Origin of the sequence: Candidatus Avelusimicrobium sp. (assembly GCF_050873505.1) — a bacterium.
GTDB lineage: Bacteria > Elusimicrobiota > Elusimicrobia > Elusimicrobiales > Elusimicrobiaceae > Avelusimicrobium.
Genome location: NZ_JBNMIY010000014.1, coordinates 1 through 20,775 on the forward strand (window position 1 = coordinate 1; position 20,775 = coordinate 20,775).

At 49.4% G+C, this 20,775-nt stretch carries 21 protein-coding genes and 1 tRNA gene; 5 read left to right on the plus strand and 17 right to left on the minus strand.

Features of this window, described 5'->3' with window-relative positions; all coding sequences use genetic code 11:
* The 10 genes from ACR0QV_RS06955 to ACR0QV_RS07000 form a co-directional block, all read right to left on the minus strand.
* Positions 1 to 210, minus strand: a 210-nt coding sequence (locus tag ACR0QV_RS06955; RefSeq protein WP_432635734.1) for a hypothetical protein, incomplete at its 3' end; no start/stop codon positions are given.
* A 594-nt stretch (positions 211 to 804) separates the two neighbouring features.
* A complete protein-coding gene (locus tag ACR0QV_RS06960) occupies positions 805 to 1,110 on the minus strand; it encodes an MGMT family protein (RefSeq protein WP_432635736.1) in 306 nt (101 codons plus the stop codon).
* A 106-nt stretch (positions 1,111 to 1,216) separates the two neighbouring features.
* Positions 1,217 to 1,474: an SWIB/MDM2 domain-containing protein gene (locus tag ACR0QV_RS06965; RefSeq protein WP_177745655.1), complete on the minus strand. Its 258-nt coding sequence runs from the start codon at positions 1,472 to 1,474 to the stop codon at positions 1,217 to 1,219.
* A gap of 118 nt (positions 1,475 to 1,592) precedes the next feature.
* Entirely contained in the window at positions 1,593 to 3,209 is a 1,617-nt protein-coding gene (locus tag ACR0QV_RS06970) for a phosphoenolpyruvate carboxykinase (protein WP_432635738.1), read from the minus strand.
* A gap of 1 nt (position 3,210) precedes the next feature.
* Positions 3,211 to 4,419 (minus strand): pyridoxal phosphate-dependent aminotransferase, encoded by a 1,209-nt coding sequence (locus ACR0QV_RS06975; protein WP_432635740.1) that lies wholly within the window; start codon positions 4,417 to 4,419, stop codon positions 3,211 to 3,213.
* A 112-nt stretch (positions 4,420 to 4,531) separates the two neighbouring features.
* Positions 4,532 to 7,033: a hypothetical protein gene (locus ACR0QV_RS06980; RefSeq protein WP_432635742.1), complete on the minus strand. Its 2,502-nt coding sequence runs from the start codon at positions 7,031 to 7,033 to the stop codon at positions 4,532 to 4,534.
* Between the two features lie 150 nt (positions 7,034 to 7,183).
* Positions 7,184 to 8,011: a P-loop NTPase gene (locus tag ACR0QV_RS06985; RefSeq protein ID WP_432635744.1), complete on the minus strand. Its 828-nt coding sequence runs from the start codon at positions 8,009 to 8,011 to the stop codon at positions 7,184 to 7,186.
* Positions 8,012 to 8,021: 10 nt separating this feature from the next.
* Positions 8,022 to 8,459 (minus strand): GDYXXLXY domain-containing protein, encoded by a 438-nt coding sequence (locus tag ACR0QV_RS06990; RefSeq protein ID WP_432635746.1) that lies wholly within the window; start codon positions 8,457 to 8,459, stop codon positions 8,022 to 8,024.
* Complete coding sequence (locus ACR0QV_RS06995) at positions 8,449 to 9,426, minus strand: DUF4401 domain-containing protein (protein WP_432635748.1); 978 nt, start codon at positions 9,424 to 9,426, stop codon at positions 8,449 to 8,451. The genes ACR0QV_RS06990 and ACR0QV_RS06995 overlap by 11 nt, the downstream gene beginning before the upstream one ends.
* Entirely contained in the window at positions 9,423 to 10,334 is a 912-nt protein-coding gene (locus ACR0QV_RS07000) for a DUF2157 domain-containing protein (RefSeq protein WP_432635750.1), read from the minus strand. Before ACR0QV_RS07000 ends, ACR0QV_RS06995 begins: the two co-directional genes overlap by 4 nt.
* Before the next feature lie 59 nt (positions 10,335 to 10,393).
* On the opposite strand from ACR0QV_RS07000, the gene ACR0QV_RS07005 reads away from it, so the two are divergent.
* The 4 genes from ACR0QV_RS07005 (at position 10,394) to ACR0QV_RS07020 (ending at position 12,761) form a co-directional block, all read left to right on the plus strand.
* Positions 10,394 to 11,218: an alpha/beta hydrolase gene (locus ACR0QV_RS07005; RefSeq protein ID WP_432635752.1), complete on the plus strand. Its 825-nt coding sequence runs from the start codon at positions 10,394 to 10,396 to the stop codon at positions 11,216 to 11,218.
* 89 nt (positions 11,219 to 11,307) lie between these two features.
* Positions 11,308 to 11,392: transfer RNA gene (locus ACR0QV_RS07010), tRNA-Ser, on the plus strand.
* A gap of 546 nt (positions 11,393 to 11,938) precedes the next feature.
* On the plus strand, positions 11,939 to 12,478 hold the full coding sequence (locus ACR0QV_RS07015) for a hypothetical protein (RefSeq protein WP_432635754.1): 540 nt from the start codon (positions 11,939 to 11,941) through the stop codon (positions 12,476 to 12,478).
* Between the two features lie 19 nt (positions 12,479 to 12,497).
* A complete protein-coding gene (locus ACR0QV_RS07020; protein ID WP_432635756.1) occupies positions 12,498 to 12,761 on the plus strand; it encodes a hypothetical protein in 264 nt (87 codons plus the stop codon).
* 419 nt (positions 12,762 to 13,180) lie between these two features.
* Here ACR0QV_RS07020 and ACR0QV_RS07025 read toward each other — a convergent pair whose 3' ends face one another.
* The 3 genes from ACR0QV_RS07025 to dapF are packed head-to-tail and all read right to left on the minus strand — an operon-like array spanning position 13,181 to position 15,781.
* Positions 13,181 to 13,687, minus strand: coding sequence for a type IV pilin protein (locus ACR0QV_RS07025; RefSeq protein WP_432635758.1), 507 nt, complete (start codon positions 13,685 to 13,687; stop codon positions 13,181 to 13,183).
* A gap of 31 nt (positions 13,688 to 13,718) precedes the next feature.
* A complete protein-coding gene (locus ACR0QV_RS07030) occupies positions 13,719 to 14,948 on the minus strand; it encodes an LL-diaminopimelate aminotransferase (protein WP_432635760.1) in 1,230 nt (409 codons plus the stop codon).
* Entirely contained in the window at positions 14,948 to 15,781 is an 834-nt protein-coding gene (gene dapF / locus ACR0QV_RS07035) for a diaminopimelate epimerase (protein WP_432635762.1), read from the minus strand. The genes ACR0QV_RS07030 and dapF overlap by 1 nt, the downstream gene beginning before the upstream one ends.
* A gap of 69 nt (positions 15,782 to 15,850) precedes the next feature.
* On the opposite strand from dapF, the gene ACR0QV_RS07040 reads away from it, so the two are divergent.
* Positions 15,851 to 16,396 (plus strand): nitroreductase family protein, encoded by a 546-nt coding sequence (locus ACR0QV_RS07040; RefSeq protein ID WP_428054073.1) that lies wholly within the window; start codon positions 15,851 to 15,853, stop codon positions 16,394 to 16,396.
* Positions 16,397 to 16,437: 41 nt separating this feature from the next.
* On the opposite strand, the gene ACR0QV_RS07045 is transcribed toward ACR0QV_RS07040, so the two are convergent.
* From ACR0QV_RS07045 to ACR0QV_RS07060, 4 genes are all read right to left on the minus strand, one after another.
* Positions 16,438 to 16,899 carry a type IV pilin protein gene (locus tag ACR0QV_RS07045; RefSeq protein ID WP_432635764.1) on the minus strand — a complete coding sequence of 154 codons (462 nt, stop codon included), beginning with the start codon at positions 16,897 to 16,899 and terminating at the stop codon, positions 16,438 to 16,440.
* An 827-nt stretch (positions 16,900 to 17,726) separates the two neighbouring features.
* Positions 17,727 to 18,929 carry a hypothetical protein gene (locus tag ACR0QV_RS07050; protein ID WP_432635766.1) on the minus strand — a complete coding sequence of 401 codons (1,203 nt, stop codon included), beginning with the start codon at positions 18,927 to 18,929 and terminating at the stop codon, positions 17,727 to 17,729.
* 100 nt (positions 18,930 to 19,029) lie between these two features.
* Positions 19,030 to 19,500 (minus strand): type IV pilin protein, encoded by a 471-nt coding sequence (locus ACR0QV_RS07055; RefSeq protein WP_432635768.1) that lies wholly within the window; start codon positions 19,498 to 19,500, stop codon positions 19,030 to 19,032.
* A gap of 107 nt (positions 19,501 to 19,607) precedes the next feature.
* Positions 19,608 to 20,561, minus strand: coding sequence for a DUF362 domain-containing protein (locus ACR0QV_RS07060; protein WP_432635770.1), 954 nt, complete (start codon positions 20,559 to 20,561; stop codon positions 19,608 to 19,610).
* Positions 20,562 to 20,775: the final 214 nt, after the last annotated feature.

Sequence of the window (20,775 nt, forward strand, 5' to 3'; positions counted from 1 at the left end):
ATAAATAATTTTTTCATTTTTTCTCCTTATTAAGGCCTTTATATTTGAGCAAAACGGCCTTTTATACGCGTTTTTATACAGTGGATACATCCGGGTACGGCCACCGCGATTTATCAAAATTTTAACAAAAAAAAAAAAACGAAACAACCCCTTTAAAAATAAGTCCTGCGGACGGCTTACCTTTTTCCCTCTTTTGACTAATGAAGCCACACTGTTTTTGCAATGTCGCAAACAAACGAAACGACAGATCCCGAATAAAAACCTTCCGGGATGACGGCGAAAAACAATAAAACAAGGCAGTTATAAAATAAAAGTCATCCTGAATTTAGTTCAGGATCTACCGATTGGGTAGTTAGCCGTTTATAAAAATAAAGGTCTTTCTATTTGTCATCCCGGGCGTGGACCCAGGATCCAGTCTGTTTATTAGAAAAGACCTTATTTTATTCTGGATTCCGGGTTCCCGCTCGTATGCGGGTCCCGGAATGACAAACACAGCAACAACAGATCCCCGACAGAAACACTCGGGGATGACAACAACAGCAAAAACAGATCCCGGATAACAACCTTCCGGGATGACGACACCCTAGCGAACCGCACCTTGCAGGCCGCACCCTGCGGGCCGCAGATTATCCGCGCTCGTTTGATTAATAAAGCAACACTTTTTTTGTAATGTCGCAAAGAAATGAAACAACAACGACAGATCCCGTATAAAAACACTACGGGATGACGGCAACTACACAACAAAAGACAAACAACAAAAAAGTTGGATTTATAAAAAAGGTAAAGAAAGGAAAGAGTAAAAAGTTAGCAGTCCCAGCGGGCACGCTTCATATCCACGTGAACCGCGTCTTTAAAGGGTACGCCTTCCGCTAACAAAAGGCTCTTTTGCGCCGCAAAGCCCGGGGCTAATCGGCCTGCGTGGTTCACTACGCGGTGGCAGGGATACTCGCCATAATATTCGGCACGGCTTAAAATTTTGCCCACCAAGCGGGCATTTTTCTCCCGCCCGATTAAGGCCGCAATCTGCCCGTAAGAGGCCACCTTGCCCGCGGGGATTTCCTCCACCACCGACAAGACTTGATAGGCAAGTTCATCTGTTAATTTCCGCATACAAAATTAAGGGCTGATTTTCTGCGCATTTTTCCCGCGTACGGGCTATTAAAAACCCCGGAAGCAATCTATATGCCGCCGGGGTTTAAATGGTCTTCCAAAGGGCTTATTTGGCCAAGTGTTTGGAAAGATATTTGCTCATATCAAACATACTGATTTGTTTTTTGCCTTCAAAAATCGGGGCCAATTTCGCATCAGAGTTGATCATCCGTTTGTTTTTGGCATCCTGCAAGCCGTTCTTTTTAATGTATTCCCACATTTTTTTAACAACTTCGGTGCGGGGAAGAGCCGCGGAGCCCACTACGGCAGCCAATTCGGCGCTGGGGGTCAACGGGGCCATAAATTTTGCATTTGCTTTTGCCATATTACTAATTCTCCTATTTATGTGAAAGATAAATCTCTTTATTAAATTTTAGTATATTTGGAGCCGCTTGGTAAGGGTTACTTGCCAAACGGCTCCGTTAAATTAACGGACGGCGCGCTTATTTCACTTTCGGCGCGGCGGCCAAAACTTCCTTAGAGCAGCCGGATTCGTACTTTTTGAAGTTCTCAATGAACGACTTAGCCAAGGACTCATATTTTACCATATATTCTTCCTTGTTGGCCCAAGAGTTCATCGGGTTCAAAATTTCAGACGGTACGCCTTCGCAAGAAGTCGGGATTTGGAAGCCAAACACCGGGTCGGTGATGAAGTCCACCTTCGCCAATTTGCCGTCCAAAGCCGCGTTCAAGAGCGCGCGGGTGTATTTAATGCTGATGCGGTGGCCTACGCCGTAGGGGCCGCCAATCCAGCCCGTGTTGACGAGCCAGCAATCCACTTTGTGCGCCTGAATTTTCTTTTTGAGAAGTTCGGCATACACAGACGGGTGCAAGGCCATAAACGGACCGCCGAAGCAGGTAGAGAACGTGCTGGTCGGTTCCTTTACGCCTTTTTCCGTACCGGCCACTTTGGCGGTGTAACCGCTGATAAAGTGGTACAAGGCCTGGTCGGGCGTCAATTTGGAAATAGGCGGCATTACACCGAACGCATCGCAGGTCAAGAAAATGATGTTTTTCGGATGCGGAGCGCGTTTGCTTTCTACCGCGTTTTCAATAAAGTTAAGCGGATAGCAGGCGCGGGTGTTTTCGGTCAAGGTGTCGTCGTCCAAGTTGAGTTTGCCGGTTTCGGGGTCAAAGACCACGTTTTCCAACACGGTGCCGAAGCGCTGGGTGGTGGAATAAATTTGGGGTTCGGCTTCTTGGCTCAAACGAATTACTTTGGCGTAGCAGCCGCCTTCAAAGTTGAACACACCGTCATCGTCCCAGCCGTGTTCATCGTCGCCGATGAGGCCGCGGGTCATATCGGCGGACAAGGTGGTTTTGCCCGTGCCGGACAAACCGAAGAAGATGGCGCTGTCTTGCTTATCGCCCACGTTGGCGGAGCAGTGCATCGTCATAATACCTTTTTGCGGCAAGAGGAAGTTCATTACCGTGAACAAGGATTTCTTGTTTTCGCCGCCGTATTCGGTGCCGATTACCAAGATAATCTTCTTTTCAAAGTTAATCAAAATGGCGGTTTCGCTGGTGGTGCCGTCGGTGGCGGGGTCCACTTTCATTTTGGGGAGGCAGATAAGCGTAAATTCCGGCACGAAAGATTTTAATTCTTCGCGTTTGGGTTCAATGAACATATTTTTGACAAACAGGTTCGTCCAGGCGCATTCCGTAATGGCGCGCACTTTGAGGCGGGAGGCTTCGCTAGAACCGACATACGCATCGCGGGCAAAGAGGTCTTTGTCCTTTACATATTCTTTTACTTTGGCAAAAATTTTATCAAAGTATTCGGGTTTAATACCTTTGTTGCTTTTATTATAAAAGAGTTTACCTTCAATGTCTTTGGTTTCCACGAAGAAGCGGTCGTTCGGGCTGCGGCCGGTATGTTTGCCGGTGCTTACGCACAGCGGGCCACCGTACACCACGTTGGCTTCTTTGCGGTCCAAGGCTTCTTGGTACAAAGCCGGAGTGGAATAGTTCCAGTACACGGTTTTATTGGTAGAAATACCGGCGTGTTCCAAACCATAATCCGGTTTAAAGAAATCCGGTTTAGCATTTAATGTTTTCATTTTAATCCCTCGTAACTAATTTATCCCCGATTTTTATTTCGTTCGGGGCGGTTTTATCCAGCGCCCAGCGTATGCGGCGTACGCCCTCAATAATGGAGGCTTTGTCCGCACAGAAACTAACGCGCAGGTACCCTTCCGCTCCAAACGCTTTTCCGGGCACTACGGCCACCAGCGCCTTTTCCAGCAAATACTGCGCAAGCGCATTGGAATCGGCGTTATAGTGGCTAAAATCTATGAACGAATAGAAGGTTCCCTGCGGCTTTTGCACACGCACATTGGGAATCTTGGCAACCTCGGCAAGGAGCGCATCGCGGTTTTCCTGCAATACGCGCCGCAGGTCCGCCACTACGTTTTGGTCGCCCATCAAGGCGGCGGCCGCAGCGGTTTCGCTCAAATCGCTGTTGCAGGACGTGCTTTGCGCCTGCATACGGCCCATAGCGGCAATAAGCGGTTTATTTGCACTCACCGCCCAACCGATACGGAGCCCGGTCAGGCCGTAGAGTTTTGATACACCGTTAATAATAATTAAATTTTCCGCCGCCTGCGCATATTGGCAGGGGTTCGGCGTGGTTTGTCCGTCAAAAACAAGTTCGCGGTAAATGTCGTCCATTACTAAAAAGATTTTGTTGGCTTCGGCAAATTCCACAATGGTTTTTACAAATTCCGCGCTGTAAATTTGGCCCGACGGGTTGCACGGGCTGTTAATCAAAATGGCTTTGGTTTTGGGCGTAACGGCTTTTAAAATTTGTTCGGCCTTTACCATTAGCCCTTCGGTCGGGCGCACGATAACGGGCGTTCCCCCCGCCATACGCACCATTTCGGGGTAACTCACCCAAAAAGGCGCCGGGAAAATGACTTCGTCGCCAGGGTTTACCGCGGCCAGCAAAAAGTTAAAAAGCGCCTGCTTCGCCCCCGCGGACACGAGCACATTGGCGGGCTCGTAACGGCGGGCATACTGAGTAAGCGTATAATGCAAAACGGCTTTTTTCAACTCCGGCGTGCCGGAGGAAGGAGAATATTTAATTTTGCGGCTTTGCGCTTTTTTAATAATCGCATCCACCGCCGCCTGCGGGGCCGGGTAAGTGGGTTCTCCGCCGCCCAAATGAATAACGGGCTGCCCGGCGGCCTTTAAGGCGCGGGCCGCGGCATTAATTTTTAAGGTCGGCGAATCGCCGATTGTTTCAGCCAATTTGCTTAAAATCAAACTCATACATTTTCCCCCTACGCTCATTGTAACATTTAATTACGCCCAAAGAACGCTTTTTTGGAAGAATATAAAAATACCCGCCAACTTAAAAGCGGGGATTTTAATAAAAAAGGCTTTATTTTTCGGTCTTTTCAGCCGGCTTTACTACGCGTTCCTGCACCTGTTCACTAAACGTCAGGCGGTCGCGGTGAATCGCGCCGGAAAGGGCCGGAACTTCCTTGCGGACGTAATACGCTTTTTCCAAATACGGTTTCCAACCGTTAAAGCGCAGGCGGTACACCGTTTTAAGCGGATAAAAATCGGGCGTGAAGAGCGCCAAATAGCCACCAAGCCCGCCGCCCGTCAAATACGGCGGAACCGTGCCTTCGTAGGCACCCAAGCGGGCAAAGGGATAAATGGTCGCCTTTAAGTGCGGAATATTCAACAGGGCTTTATCGGCCTGGCGCACATCCAGCAAATCGCGTGTGGGGTCCAAGCCGTCGCCCACCATTGTCCCGGCGCGGACTTGGTCCACATCCGGCTTTTTTAAATCCTTTAAATACGGCACGGATTGTAAGGTTTGCACGCGCGGTTGGAGCGTTTTTAAATCAAAGGTTACCACTTTTACATTGGTAAAATTTTGCGGTTCAAAGCGGCTGACGGTAGAAGTGCCGTCGTAGTTTTTGTCCACGCGGCCCATATAGCCGCCGTCGCCAAACGCGGCCTGGCAAACGCCGCCCACTTTATCAAAGTTGTTTACCTTCATAGTTAAGGACGACGGACCCTCGTCCTCCGCTCCGGCCAGGCAGTCCAAGTACGGGCTGTCCGCCGCCGCACCGCCAAAGCCTTTTTCAAACTCGGTGCGCATTACATCGCCAAATTGGTCCAGCGTTAAATACTGGGACGAGTTACCCAGCACCAACCAATTTTGCACTTTATCCCACCAAGTTGTTTTTTCGGGGCGGCCCACATATTCGGCCGCGGCCAAGTTGCGGCGTTCGTTTTCCCAAGATACCCAGCGGTCGCTGTTCAAATAAAACTCGGGCGTTTTGCCTTCTTTAAAAAACGCGGTAGAGCGCGTTTGCGTAAAGTAATCGCGCAAACTTACTTGGGTGCCGTCTTCCAACACTACGGGCTCGTTCCACAGGCGGTTGACCATTTCGCGGTCCGCCTTTAAGCCCGGGCGGTTAATGGCTACTTCAATTTTGTGCCATTTGGCGCGCAAACCGTTGGTAAGGGCCGGGCTGTTTTTATAGGCAAAGCCCTGCTTGAAACTGTAATCGGCCATACTGCTGACGAGGTCTTTGAGTTCCATATCAAACTCATAAAGCGTGTTTTCCCCGTCGGCCAGTTCCACAAAGCGTTTTACGTTTTCGTTAAATTTATTTTTATAATACCCCGCAGGCAGGCGGCGCGTGCCCTCAATCAAGCGCGCATCGTACATAAAGTCCGGCAGGCGGCCCGTTTCGCGGATTGGGTTAAAAATCACGCGTTCGGCTTCATCCAAGGGCATATAATACAAAAATTCCATTAAGTTATTCGCCTTGGCGGGCGACATACCCATAATGGCTTCCACTTGGTTGCGCGGTTTAAAATAGCCGTTTTTAAAGGAAATCATCCAATCACGGATTAAACTGTCTTCATCGCGCAGGCCGGACGGATAGACCTTGCTGACAAGCCCGGGGCGCGGTTTTTCGTCCAGCACCGGGATAACGGGGTCATACGCCAGCGCGTCCTCTTGCACAGTTGGCTCCGCAGGTTCTTGGACTTCGGGCTCTTGCACGGACGGGGCAGGCTGCTTTTCAGCCGAAGCCGCTGTTTTAGCGGGCTTATTTTGCACTTTTTTGGGGGTGCGGCGTTCGTAGGCGGACAATACCCACTGGTTCATCGCGTCCACCGTAAATTTACCGTTTAATCTGGAAAGGGGGCCCAAGGGCACAGCCATTTCGTTTACTCCCTCTACCGGGGCATAAGCCGTGTGGCTATGCACCTTAACGGGGAAATGGTAATGCGTCAAAAATTCGTTAATGGTTTCCAGCGCCGCGGTCGGTTGGGCGTTAGCCAAAATCTTTTCCAATACCGGGTACATCCCCAGGGCAACCAAGGAGCGCGCCAGCGTAGTTAAGGCAATCGGCTCCAAAGCCGAACCCGCAAACGCCTGATACGAGGCCAACAATAATTGGATATCATCCGCTGAACCGTAAATACCGATAGCGGCCATATCCTCCAAGGCCTTGTAGGCGGCCAAAACGGCGGGATGATTGTTATTTGCCAAGATATCACCGGCTGTGGCGTATTTATTTAAATGTGCAATTTGCAGTTGGATATTAATTAAATCAGTGCGGTAAGGCTTTACTTCCGGCAGGGCGGCCGCACGCATTAGAGCCGGGCTTTTAAGCAGTACGCGCGCAATAGCCGCCTCGTCCACCTGCTGGGAGACGGACAAGCGCACCGCCGCATTGGGAATCGGCACCGAAAACCGGGGCGTTTGAACGGGCACGGCCGGAACTGTGGCTTGCGGAACAACTACTTTGGGAATGTTTACTTCCCCCACTTTCGGGGCTTTCTTTAACGCGCCGGCGCCCTTTCTTATATTTTTTAAAGGGTTGCCCGCCCACGCTGTGGAACAAAGCGCCATACTTATAAAAACGGCTAAAAACAATCGCATATATTATCCTTTACGGCAAAATTATTTCCATTATATTATTCAATATATCCGCCCCTAAAACAAGGGCCATTGGCCCCACCCTGCGGGACCAATGGTCCTATAATCGGTTAGGCCCCCTTTTTACAGGGTGGCAAGTTTATCCGCCAGCGGGTTTATGGCGTCTTCGCGCACGGTTTCTATGCGCCCCGCATCCACCGCCTGCGCCGCAGACGGGTCTATCGGCAAACGAACGACGGGCGAAAGCCCAAAGGTTTTGCCCAGTTCTTCGGCACGGCTTTTGCCAAAGACGGATATTTCCTTTCCGCAGTCGGGGCATTTTAAATAACTCATATTTTCCACCAACCCCAAAACGGGCACGTTCATCATTTTAGCCATTTTAACGGCCTTGCCCACAATCATCTGCACCAGTTCCTGCGGCGAGGATACAATGACAATACCGTCAATCGGCAGACTTTGGAACACCGTCAGCGTTACATCCCCCGTGCCGGGCGGCATATCAATAAACAAATAATCCACATCCTGCCAAATCACGTCCGTCCAAAATTGGCGCACCGTACCCGTAATAAGCGCACCGCGCCAAATGACGGGGTCAGTCTCGTGCTCCAAGAGCAAATTTAAAGACATTACCTGTATGCCCGTTTGGGTTTTAACCGGGTAAATACCGTTTTGGTCGCCGGTGGCGCGTTCGTGCAGACCGAACATTTTAGGCACGGACGGGCCCGTAATATCGGCATCCAACACGCCGCACGAAAACCCTCTGCGCGCCATTTCCGAGGCCAACAGCCCCGTAACAAAACTTTTGCCCACGCCGCCTTTGCCACTCACCACGCCGATAACGTGTTTGATATGGCTTAATTTATGCGGTTTTTCCTTGGGCATTGCCTGGGCGTTATGCCCGGCACATCCGCTTTTGCAAGCGGCGCAATCGTGATTACAACTTTCGCTCATATCTTCCCCCTTACAGCAATTTTAACTTTTCATCCGCCAGCCCGCTAATTAAAAAGCGTCCGTCCGGCAAGCGTTTTAACTGCGCATAGGCGGCGGTGTCGTACTTTTTGGCGGTTCCTTCTTTAAAATAAAACTGGTGCGGCAAACGCCCCGTTATACGGTGTACCGGAATAACAAGCGGTTTATCCGTTTTGACGTTCCCCGCCACGCCGCGCTCATCCACATACAGCGTTACTTCTTTGACGGGTGCTTTTTCAACAATAAACTCCCACTCAAAAGAGTAATTTAACTGCATATATTCCCCACTCATCAACGCCAAGGGGTCCCGGTCTTCTATTTTAAAATAAAAGGTCTGTGCCTTTTTCAGCGCGTGCTGGGTATAAATGGCATACCCCCCAAAGCACACCGCCAAACAAATAGCATAAAGGAAAATTAGTTTATTTCGCATACATCCTCCGCAGGGCCAACAAAATAAGGCCCGAGGCCACCAGCAAGGCCGCCTTTGTGGAAAGGGCAACATTTAGGGTAAAGTAAAATAAAAAGAGCCCGCACACCACGCCCGCCGTGCCGATACTTTCCAATACGCGGTCACGCAGGGTAAACCCGGTGTACATCAGTATAAGAGCCAAAACCGTCGGCCAATTTAAAAGAGCGGACAACACTATCGCCCCCGCTGCAAACGCTATTTGCCCGCGGGTCCAGTTGCCCTTATGGGAAAATACACCATACAAGGCTACACTCCCCGCCAACACCGCACTCGCCGGGTTTAACCCGTACCAACACATTTTGCTATCAGCAGTTTCACCCGCACAAATCACACTCCACCAAATAAGCGCGTAAGCCAGCGGATACCAATTAAACTTGCGCTTAGCAAACAGCCAAAGCGCCGCACCAAACGCGCAAAAGGCCGAGAGCGCCACGGCAAAAAGGGGCCATTTCCACTCCCAATCCACCTGGGCATACAAACTGCTGGCCGCCACCGCACACCACAAAAAGCGGTTAAAGGGGTTTTTAAAAAGCGGATAAGAAACCACCGCCACAGCCAGCACGCCCATCCAAACGGACACGCCGGGGATATCGGTCATCCGGGAAGCCAGCATAATCTGCCCGGCTAGGCCAATGAGTCCGCCCAACTGCCGGCGCCACGCCCCACGCACAGGCGGTAATTTATCGGCCGTTTTCCCCAGTAAAAAGCCCACGGCCATAAACAGCACCCCGCGCCCTAACACCGGGATAATTCCGGCCAGTAAACGGTCGGCTATCCACACCAAGAGCCCCGCCGAAATCAGCGAGCCGATAAACAACATCGCCCGCACCAAAAAAGGAACGGACACGGCGTCGCGGTGTTTTAAAAAGGCTTCGGCCTGCGCGCGTTTTTCGGGCGATACTTCGCTTAAAATTTCACTCGTATTCATTTGATTTCCTCCCGCGCGCTAAACCAAAAGCGGTAACTCATTAGCCCGCTTGCAATAAAAAGCAAACAATAAACCAGTAATCCCAACATCCTAAATTCCAACCATTGAACTAAATACGTGCACACAAGCCCCGTCAAGGCGAGGGCGTTCCAAGCAAAGAGAGCCGTGTCTTTTTTGTGCCGCGCATAGCACAGGAAAAAGCCTGCCAACACAAGCGCAACTAAATAATACCCCGCATTGGGGAAATTGAACGCCTTTTCCGCCGAGAAACCACCCCATACGGTGGCATAGACGCTTAAAGGCATCCAAATAAAGCGTTTAAAGCCCTCGCCCCACGTTTTGCAAGGTGGCAAGAACTCGCTCAGCGCCCACGCCGCAAAGTACACGCCCTCGGCCACCCACCAAAAACCGTCCGTTAAAATTCCGCCTTGGAACGAACTCCAATAAACCGTGGCCACATAAAGCGTAAACAAATACATCCATTTATTGCGCGTAAACACACATAGCGGCAAGAGCAAAATCGCCCACAGACCAAAAAGTTCATATAAGAAAGCACCCGTTTGGTAAACCTGCCCGAAGACCGCCAAAAAGGCCCCAATCATCACCGCCGCGCCAAAGGCAAAACTTTGCCCCGGCCAACTATCCAACTTTTTGTAATACGCCCCCGCCCCGCACAACACAAGCCCGATAAGGGGTAAAGAAAGGCGCAAAAACAGTCCCATTTCCTGCCAGTTGGCCGCGACAAAGCACACCAATCCGGCCAATATAAAAGCCGTACCCGCCGCTAGTAAACGGTGAGAGAGCCACGCCCTTTTATCCGCCGGGCGGAGTTTATTTAATAAGGTTTGATAGGATTTTTCATCCAACAAATGTTCGTTTAGTAAAACATCCAATAGTTGCTTGCTCATACCCCGATTATACCAAATACCGCAGGCAGACTGCCCGCCACAAAAGATATAATAAAGATATGCTTGGACTGTTGATTTTACTCTTTTTAATTGCCGTATGGTACGCGCTGACGCGTGTGGGGGCACATATTGTTTTCCGTCCGCAAAAAAAGCGCTGGCCCTTAAAATTGCCCTTTCAAAATATTGCCTTTCCCACGACGGACAAAAAAATGATTACCGGGGTGTATCTGCCCGCGAAAAACAACTTTTCCACCTTGCTTTTCTTCCACGGGCGGGGCGGAAACGTATCACACTTTGAAGCGTTTGCCCAAGCCTATGCGCCGTTTGGATACGGGGTGATGCTATTTGACTACCGCGGGTTTGGTTTATCGGCGGGCAAGCCCTCGCAAAAAACGGTGTTTGAAGACGCACTTTGTGCGGTGCGCTACGCGTTAAAGGACCTTAAAATTTTGCCCAAGGATATCGTGCTTTTCGGCCACTCGCTGGGCAACGCGCCCGCGCTGTATGCGGCCGCCGAACTGGGAAAACTGCCCTTTAAGGCCCTGGTATTGCAAAGCCCGTTTTTAAGTACGCCCGATATGGCGGTATGCTTGCGCACGCACGCCTATTCGCCCGCGTCCCGCTGGTACCGCTTAGCGGCGCTTTTGGTAACGCCGTTTTTGTATTTCAACCGTTTTGATAATGTAAAATCCGCCAAAAAACTGCCGGGGAATTTGCCCGTTTTGGTATGTATGAGCCAGGCGGATAAAACAATCCCGTGGCGGCAAAGCGCCAAACTGGCGGACTTTATCGGACGGGAAAAGCGCTTTTTGTCCCCGGTGGGTGGGCACGACGAATTTGCCTGGGCGCAGGCGGCTGTAACGCAATTTTTGCAAAAGTTATAAGGAATTTGTAGGCCCGGCGCAGGAGCGCGCAAAAGTTTGCTATAATAGAAATAGATGCCCGATACCCGCCACTCGGCGACGGCATAATTGGAGAGGTGTGTGAGTGGTTGAAACAGCAGGTCTCGAAAACCTGTAAACCGCAAGGTTTCGAGGGTTCAAATCCCTCCCTCTCCGTATAAATTTAAAATCCCCGCTAATCTTGGCGGGGATTTTGATTTTATACGGAAATATAAGGGGCGGCATAAACTGCTTTATGCCGCAGGGATTTGAAGCCCACAACGATGTGTGAGTTTGAGGCCATAGGCCGAAAGGCGAACACCGTGAGGGCAGGCCCGAGCAAAATTTCCGTCAGGAAATTTATGCAGGGCAAAGACTCCCTCTCCGTATAAATTTAAAACCCCCGCTAATTTTGGCGGGGATTTTAATTTATGGAGAGTTAGAGCAACACCAACTGCTTGGTGTGATTCTTCTCTTACTCGGCACCAATACATATTTTTCTTTCAGTAATAAAAATACTATGATAAATGTATGTTAAAAAAATATTTATCACTTGTATTTATTATTTGTTTTTTATCCGGCACATTAGCCGCACCGCTGTACGGAGCAGAAAATCCGGCTTCTTTGATACCCCCCAAACATACAAAAATCATCCGTTCTTATCAAAAAAAGGCTCTTAAATATACAGACGAAGAAAGGCTTGCTGAAATTTATTCTCCCCAAATGGATTTTATCACCGAGGGTCTTCCTATCAAATTTATGTTAGATGATAATTGGTATGTTTTGTGGTTCAAAACTATTCGCCATTTTAAAACGGGAAGCGTGGCCTATGCCTATGAATATGACAACACCGACCAACGAGTAGGCTTTATCAAGATAAAACGTGTTAAAAAATCCATTTTTATGTTTTACGAATACAGAATTAACGAAGAGAGGAAGACGGCCCGCCTGACACATATTATGCTACTACACAACAACAAACACAAAGCCGCCTTTGTATTCAACACCGCGGGAGATATCCAGGCCTACCAATATGACGGAAAAATTTATTCTTTGCGTTTTGCTATGCCCGGCATACAACCGCTGGAACTTAAATTACCCAAAAAATCCGTTACAGACGTAACGCAAGATATCGCCAAAGGGGCCGCAACGGCCACCGTAGGAATAACCAAAACGGCGGTGGAAGTAGCCCTTTCCCCATTGGGTGGGGTGGCTATGTTGGTGTTTATGGTGGCTGTGATAACAAACGAAATTATTTCCTAATGGCTCTTGTCAGAAACTTATGCAAACAAAACTGATTTACAAAAAATTAGATGTACGTATCTTTAAAAACACGGCCAAAACCAAAGAAGTGATTACGGACTTGGCAGGCAATACCTTTTTAACCCGGGCAGCCGTGGCACGGTTGTTTGGATGCTCGTTGCCGACATTGGCCACCACCTACAAGCGCAAGGGCTTACGGCCGTTGGACCGATATGTAAACGGCCGCGTGGTGTATTTGTTAGAAGACGTGGAAATGATGTACAACCGTCGCGCGGATTATTAGATTCTAGTTAGCCCGCGCCTTTGGTATTAATCAAAATAACTATCCCCCGGCGTAGACGATGGAACAATTCATTGTACTTTTGGAGTATTAGCAAATGCTACTAAAAACGCTACTGCTCCGTCGGGGGGTATGAGTAGGAGTCCCTCTCCGTAAAAATTTAAAACCCCTGTGAAAACAGAGGCCTTGGATTCTTATGGAAATATAGGGGGCGGCATAAACTGCTTTATGCCGCAGGGATTTGAAAGGCGGAGCGATGTTTTTGTTTGTGCGCATATAGTTCCACGGCGCACAAGGCAAAAACCGTTCGCCTGTCAAAAGGTTTCTCCGTCCACAGCAAAAAGCCCGCCGGGATTAAGCGGCGGGCGTTATAAAAACTACACAAATATTGGTATAAAGGCCAAAATATTCAATTATTACAATTAATACGGCTTTCTGCCGGCGGTGTACAAATCAAGCGATTGGCAAATAGCAATGCTCTTGGCCTGATTGCTCGTGCAGGCGAGCGAGGCCCCCTTGCCCGACGTACCGCTGATGTACGGGTTCCACAGTACATAGTCGTACTTGGTGCCGCCCAAGCGTTTGGCCGTTACACCGTTGCAATCCGTTCCCGGAATATTGGCCGTGGTGGCGGAGTTAATCACAAACTCAAAGGCCTTGGTAGTGATTTTGCTTCCGTCCGCGCTCATTGTGCCGGGGTAGGCAATCGCCAATTTTTTAAACGAAGTCGGGCAAGCGTTGTCGCCCGAGCGTCCGGCGGCGTAGGCATAAACCGCATCGTTAAGTGCCTTGATACCCGCCATTGCTTCCGTGGCACGGGCACGCTCAATAGAGCGCGTGTACTGCGGCAGGGCCACAGACGTCAGCACGCCGATAATTAACACAACGGTCAAGAGTTCAATTAACGTAAAACCAGCATTAGATTTCATATATCCTCCCTTTTTACTTTAACAAATTGTACTAAAATTTAAGCGCACTTACGCGGCTGGCGGCTTCCTCGGTCAGTTCCGGCGTGTTAAACGCGGTCAAGCGGAAATATCCTTCCCCGCACGAACCAAACCCCACACCCGGCGTGCCAACCACTTGGGCCTCACTTAATAATTTATCAAAAAACGCCCAACTGGTAAGCCCCTGCGGCGTTTTGAGCCAAATGTACGGCGCATTTACGCCGCCAAAGGCCTGTATGCCCGCGCCCTTTAAGGCGTTTAAAATCACGCGCGCATTGGCCTGATATCCGGCAATAACCTCTTTAATCTGCGCTTGCCCCGCGGGCGAAAAAACGGCCTCCGCCCCTCGTTGGACAATATACGGCACGCCGTTAAATTTGGTCGTCTGGCGGCGCAACCACAGCGCATTAAGCGAGTGAGCGGAACCGTTTGCATCAAAAATTTCCAGCGCTTTGGGCACCACGGTATAGGCGCAGCGCGTACCCGTAAAGCCCGCCGTTTTGGAGAACGAGCGGAACTCCACCGCCACCTTGTCCGCACCCGGAATTTCGTAAATGGAGTGCGGCACATCGTCCTGCGTGATGTACGCTTCGTAGGCGGAATCGTACAAAATAATGCTGTGGTTTTTAGCGGCCCAATCCACCCATTTTTTTAATTCCGCGCGCGTCATCGCCGCGCCAGTGGGGTTATTGGGCGAACACAAATACACCAAATCCGCAGGCTTATCCGGCAAGGCAGGCGTAAAATGGTTTTCTTCCGTACACGGCAGATAAACTACCCCGCCGTAACGTCCATTAAAAAAATCTTCCGTCCGGCCCGCCATTACGTTGGTATCCAAATACACGGGATAAACCGGGTTTTGCAGGGCCACGGTTTCCAGCGGGGAAAAGAGTTCTTGGAAGTTGGCCACGTCGCTTTTTGCGCCGTCGCTGACAAAAATTTCATCGGCGGACAGTTTTATATTGCGCTCTAAATAATCGTGCTTTAAAATGGCTTCGCGCAAAAATGCATAGCCCTGTTCAGGCCCGTATCCGCGGAAGGTTTTTATATTGCCCATTTCGTCGCAGGCTTTTTTTAACGCTTCCACCACCGCCGGAACCAGCGGACGCGACACGTCCCCAATGCCCAAACTAATCACGCTTTTGCCCGGGTTTTGCTCCTTAAAAGCGGCCACGCGCTTGGCGATAGTGGAAAAAAGATAACTGCCCTGTAATTTTAAATAGTTCTCGTTTAATTGCGCCATTAGTCCCCCAAATAATCGCCCGTAAAAACTGCTTGGGCGAGGCCCGTCATAAAAATATTTTTCTTATCCGGCCACTCTATAAATAGGTCGCCGCCGTCCAACTTAACGGTTATATTTTTCTCCGTTTTGTGGTTTAAAATACAAGCCGCCGCCGTCGCGCAAGAGCCCGTTCCGCACGCCTGCGTAATGCCCGCGCCGCGCTCCCATACGCGCATCCGCACGGTTTTGCTATCCAGCACCTGCACAAATTCCACATTGGTTTTGCGCGGGAAGAGCGGGTGCGTTTCCAGTTGCGGGCCCCAAGTGGAAAGGGGCACCTGGCTTATGTCCGGCGTAAAAATCACCAAGTGCGGATTACCCATAGAAACCGCCGTTGCGTAAAAGGTTTGCCCGGCGGCCGTTAACGGGAAATTGACCGCCGTTTCCGCAGGGTTTCCCGTCATTGGGATTTCCCCCTTGGTCAGGCGCGGAACGCCCATATCCACCCGCACCAGCCCGCGGGGTTCGTCGGTAATGTCGGTGCGGATAATCCCCGCCAAGGTGTCTAATGAAATTTGTTTTTTGTTTACTATTTTCCGGCGGAACAGGTGCAAGGCCACACAGCGCGAAGCGTTGCCGCACATTTCGGCCTCGCTGCCGTCGCTATTAAAAATGCGCATTTTGATATCGGCTTTGTCAGACGGCAAAAGCAAAACAAGTCCGTCCGCCCCCACGCCAAAGCGGCGGTTGCAAATGGTTTTAGCAAGCGCAGACGGGCTTTTTATATCCGCCGCAGTTGCTCCGTCCAGCAGGACGAAATCGTTTCCCAGGCCTGTATATTTTGTAAATTGCATATTCTTATTTTATAAAAACAGGGCGCCAATTTGGTAAGATATTTTTATCTTACTTACAGGGGTAAATTTATGGAACTGTTACAAGCCATTAAAACGCGCCGCAGCGTGCGCAAATATTTGGATAAACCCGTAGAGCGGGAAAAAATTAACGAGTGCTTGGAAGCCGCCCGCTTGGCGCCGTCCGCCTGCAATTCCCAGCCGTGGCACTACATTGTGATTGACGACCCGAAAGTGAAGGAAGCCTTCTGCAAGGAAGCGTTCAGCGGCGTTTACGCGATGACCAAATGGGCCGAAAAGGCGCCCGTGTTGATTGCCGCGGTGTCGGACAAGGGGTCCTTTACCAGCCGAATCGGCAATTTCTTCCGCCGGACGGAGTTTTATTTGGTGGACCAGGGGATTTCCGGCGAGCAATTAGTGTTGCGCGCGTGGGACCTGGGGCTTGGCACCTGCTGGATTGGGTGGTTAAATTCGGACAAGGCGGAAAAATTCTTCAAACTACCCAAGGGCAAAAAAATTGAGCATTTAATTGCTATGGGCTATCCGGCCGAAACGCCCGATGCGCGCCCGCGCGAAGCCTTTGAAAAAAAGGTAAGTTACAACGAATTTAAGGAATAATGAAAAGCGCCCCAGGTTTTATAGCCTAGGGCGTTTTTAATTTAAGGTATATACCAATAAGTGCCCGATGAACCTGTTTGCTCTCCCCCAAAACTACGGCAAACTTTTTTACCTAACTCATTATTATTGGAACCACAAAGGCGCAAATCAGAAGTTAAACGGTATTCTATGGTAGCGTGAGCCTTGACTGACGAAATATATACGGAGCCTTTGGTTAAGGCAATACGCATTTTATTACAGTCAAAATGCCGCTCCGTGGCGCTGGCATCCCCAATTTCCGAGCACCCGTCAGGCAATACATCCAGGGCTAATAAATCATTGGTGTAATCGCCATTTGCCAAGCGATAAGCATCCTCTGCCTGTTTGATACTTTTTCCTAACGCCATCCCTTCCGTCAGGCGGGCTTTTTCTACGGCTATTTCGTATTGAGGCAAAGCCACTGCCGCTAAAATGCCGATAATGAGGACGACCACTAATAGTTCAATTAAAGTAAAACCTTTCATTTTTTTCTCCTTTTTAAGGCCTTTATATTTGAGCAAAACGACCTTTTACACGCGTTTTTATACAGCAGACACATCCGGGTACGGCAAGCGCGATTTATCAAAATTTTAACAAAAAAAAAAAACGAAACAACCCCTTTACAATAAGTCCTGCGGACGGCTTACCTTTTTCCACTCTTTTGACTAATAGAGCCACACTCTTTTTGTAATGTCGCAATCAAACAAAAAGACAACAACAGATCCCGGATAAAGACCTTCCGGGATGACGGCACCTTGCAGGCGGCAGATTGTCCGCACCCTTTTGCTTTATTGGGCAACACTCTTTTTGTAAAGTTGCAAACAAAAGAAAAAACAACAATAAATAAAACAAGGCCGTTATAAAAATTGGAGGTCATTCTGAACTTGTTTCAGAATCTACCGATTGTGTTGTTTGCTGTGTTGTTATCTAAAAAGTCATACTGGAAGGTTTCTGTCCAGTATCTGTTGTTTTCCTCTTTTAGCGTAACAACAGATCCTGGACTACGACTTTCCAGGATGACAGCAACGACGAACTACCCAAGCAGTAGAGCCTGAAACCTATTAATGGACCCCGTACAGAAACACTACGGGGTGCCGCCTAGCGGTATGGGCGGCAATTCAGGATGACCTCTTATTTGAATACCAACAATATCCCGCGCCCCCTGCGGAGCACACGCAAGCAATAAAAAAGGCTTGTACGGAAAATATTTTGTCTGCCCGCTAGGGCAAGTTATCAAAATATCCGTGCAAGCCTGTTTTTTATAATGTTTTGGCAGAGCGTTTTTTGTTACTGTTTCCTGGCAAAAAACGCCCTATTTTTCAAATTTTTCTTTAAACCATTTAATAACCCACTCGGGTTTGTAATCAATGATTTTTTTGTTATGCGGCGTATAACTTTCCGCCGGGGCGAAAATCTGCTTTTCGCGCGGCAAAAGCGGATAAATATAATCGGTTACCACCTCAATATTGGGGTACCACAAGTTGTGTACCTTTTTATCTATCCAATGCTGCAAGCCCAAGTTGGGCAAGTGGAGCCCCGCCGAAGCCGCCCAAAAAACGGAATTGACGGCAATCACATACAGCGGGTATTCGCCCTTTAAAATAGAAAGCAAATGCCACGTTTGGTTAATGGACAGTTTTTTGATGTCAATTTCCAAATAGTCCGGGTTTTCCACGGGGCCGCCCTTGGTAACGCTCATCACGAAGTATCCCTCTTTAATAAGCCCGTCCGCGAGCGCCTGCATATGCGGATACACATAATTAGACCCGCGCGAATCCAACTGCAAGAAAACAATCCCTTTTTTGCCTTGGGCTCCCTTGCGCGCCTTGGCCAAATAGTCGGCCACCACCGGGGCGGGCTCTTTCGGAAAATACATTATGGGCGCAGGAACCTCTGCGGGAACGGGCAAGGAAAAAGTTTCAAACAAACTCTTCACGCGGTGCTCTACATGTACGCCGTAATCGTAATACACGGGCACAGCCAAAAAGCCCTCGGGGATGTTTTTAAAGGCGTCCCCGTAATTATAATTCTTCCAAATGAACGGGTGGCGGTAGCCGTCAAAATAAAAAACCTTTTCAAAGTTGGGGTTTTCGGCCAGCAATTTGCCGACCAAGGGCGAATTGTTGCGGTCAAACTGTCCCCCCACATAGGCGTAAAAGGGCAAATGGGGGTATGCCTTTTTAAGTGCGGCCAACATCGGCGTAGTATATAGGTAGTCGCCAATGCCCATAAAGAAAATGAGTGCCACGCCCTTTACCTTGGGATTAGCCTTTAAAGCCTTGCCCAACTGATAATAAACGTGCTCGTGGCGGTAGAGCGGGCGGGAAATGCAGTACCACTCCTTATTTATAGGTAAGGTTTCCGGAGCGTCTTCCGCCGTGTGCGGTTTATCAAACTGATACCATACGGGCGTATGGGTGTGAACAAAAAAGAAAATTTTATGCCCCAGCCAGCGCAAGGTTTCGTAAACCACGCAGGCGGTGCGGTGTGTGCAAAGCCATTTTTGGATATTCATATATATAAGTATATCAAACCGGGAAACGGAGTTCAAAACAAGGATAAAACGAAAAACCCCCAGTTGCAAAACCGGGGGCGTTTTCAAATCAACACCAATTTTAGCGGTAATAAGAACTGCCGCTGGAAATGGGCGAGACGTTAATCAAATCAAAAAAGTCCGAGCAGTCGCCGGACGGGCAGCGCCAGTACATCGTGCCCACTTCGGGCATACCCGAGGACTGCACCTTCACAAAGCCGCGTACACCCGTGTAACTGTTGCTCATCCCTTTGGAAGTTACCGTAACTTCGCAGTTGCGGGTGCTTCCGGCGGCGGTGCCGAGGGTGTAGGTCCAGTTTTTGCTGTTGTTGGCAATTTTAACGTCCAGGTCGGAAAGCGAGCCCGGGCAGGTGCGGTAAGTGGTGGCGTAAATGGAAGCCGCATCCAAAATACTCTTGGACGTTACCACCGCTTCGGCGGTGCGGGCCTTTTCCACGGAGCGTTCGTACTGCGGGAGCGCAACCGCGGACAAAATGCCGATAATCAGCACGACTACTAACAGTTCAATAAGCGTAAAACCCTTATTATTCATATTCTCTCCTTATAAGTAAAATCTACCTAATAGTATAACCAAAATTGAAACTCAAAACAAGTATTTTAAGGCATAAAAAAGCCGCCCGGCAAAGGGCGGCTGACCAGTTAGTCAATATTTACCAACGTATATTGGTTATTGCCCATCCCCAGTTCCTGCATATAGGTAAGTTGTCTTAACCCCTCGCGCGATTCTATTCTTTCCTTTAAATCGTGCGATTCCGCATCCGGCAGGGCATAAACCATATCTACCGAGGCTTGGTCCACCGCTAAAATATCGGTGGAAGCCAAAATGCCGATGTTGCGCGTTTTGGGCGCGGCGGCCGAGGTGCCCGCACAGTCGCAATCTACCGACATATTGCGCAGTACGTTAATATACACAATGTGCTTGCCGAAATGGTCCGTTACGGCCTTGCCCGCTTCTACCATATTTTCCATAAACAGGGATTTATTGGCGCGCCACAAATCGGCCCCGTTGCTGCCGTGTTGCATTGCCTTGCCGATTTTTCCGTCCGCGCAGCCAATCGCAATGTTTTTTAAAGACCCGCCAAAGCCGCCCATCGTGTGGCCTTTAAAATGCGTCAGCACCACCATAGAATCATAATTGAGCAAGTTCTTGCCTACGGACATTTCTTTAAAATGCTTTCCGCCTTTAATGGGCAGCATTGCGGCGCCGTCCTCGTCCATAATATCCACCGGGCAGAAGGTCCAGCCGTTTATTTTTAAGGTTTTGCGGTGTTCTTCCGTGGTGTGGCGGCCGCCGGCATATAAGGTATTGGTTTCCACCAGATTACTGTTTGGAATATGCTGTTGGAGCGCCTTTACCATCGGCACGGGCAGAATATTGGGCCCGTGGGGTTCCCCGGTGTGCATTTTAATAGCCACCTTGCCGGAAACATTTTGCGAAATTTTATCGTAAATTTTTACCAGTCCTTCCGGGCTGATGTCCTGCGTGAAATAGACGACGGCCTTGTCTTGCGCGGGGTCCGCCGCGGGCTGGTTTGCCGTGCACGCGCCCACAAAAAGCGCGCCCAGGCACAGGCCCGCTAATTTTTTAAACATTTAAGTAACCTCCTGACTGGATTTTTTATTATTTTATCATATAGAGAAAACTCCAAGTCAAGGGGTGCAAAAGGCATTTACCGCGCGGTAAACAGTTGTTTGACCTCTATCCCGCAAAGTTATACAATATACATAGGCCGGAGTATCCCTCCGGGCTGCCGCGTTTTTTAGCGGCGTTTTACCGTTTTAATTTAAGCAAAAGGAGACTTCTCTA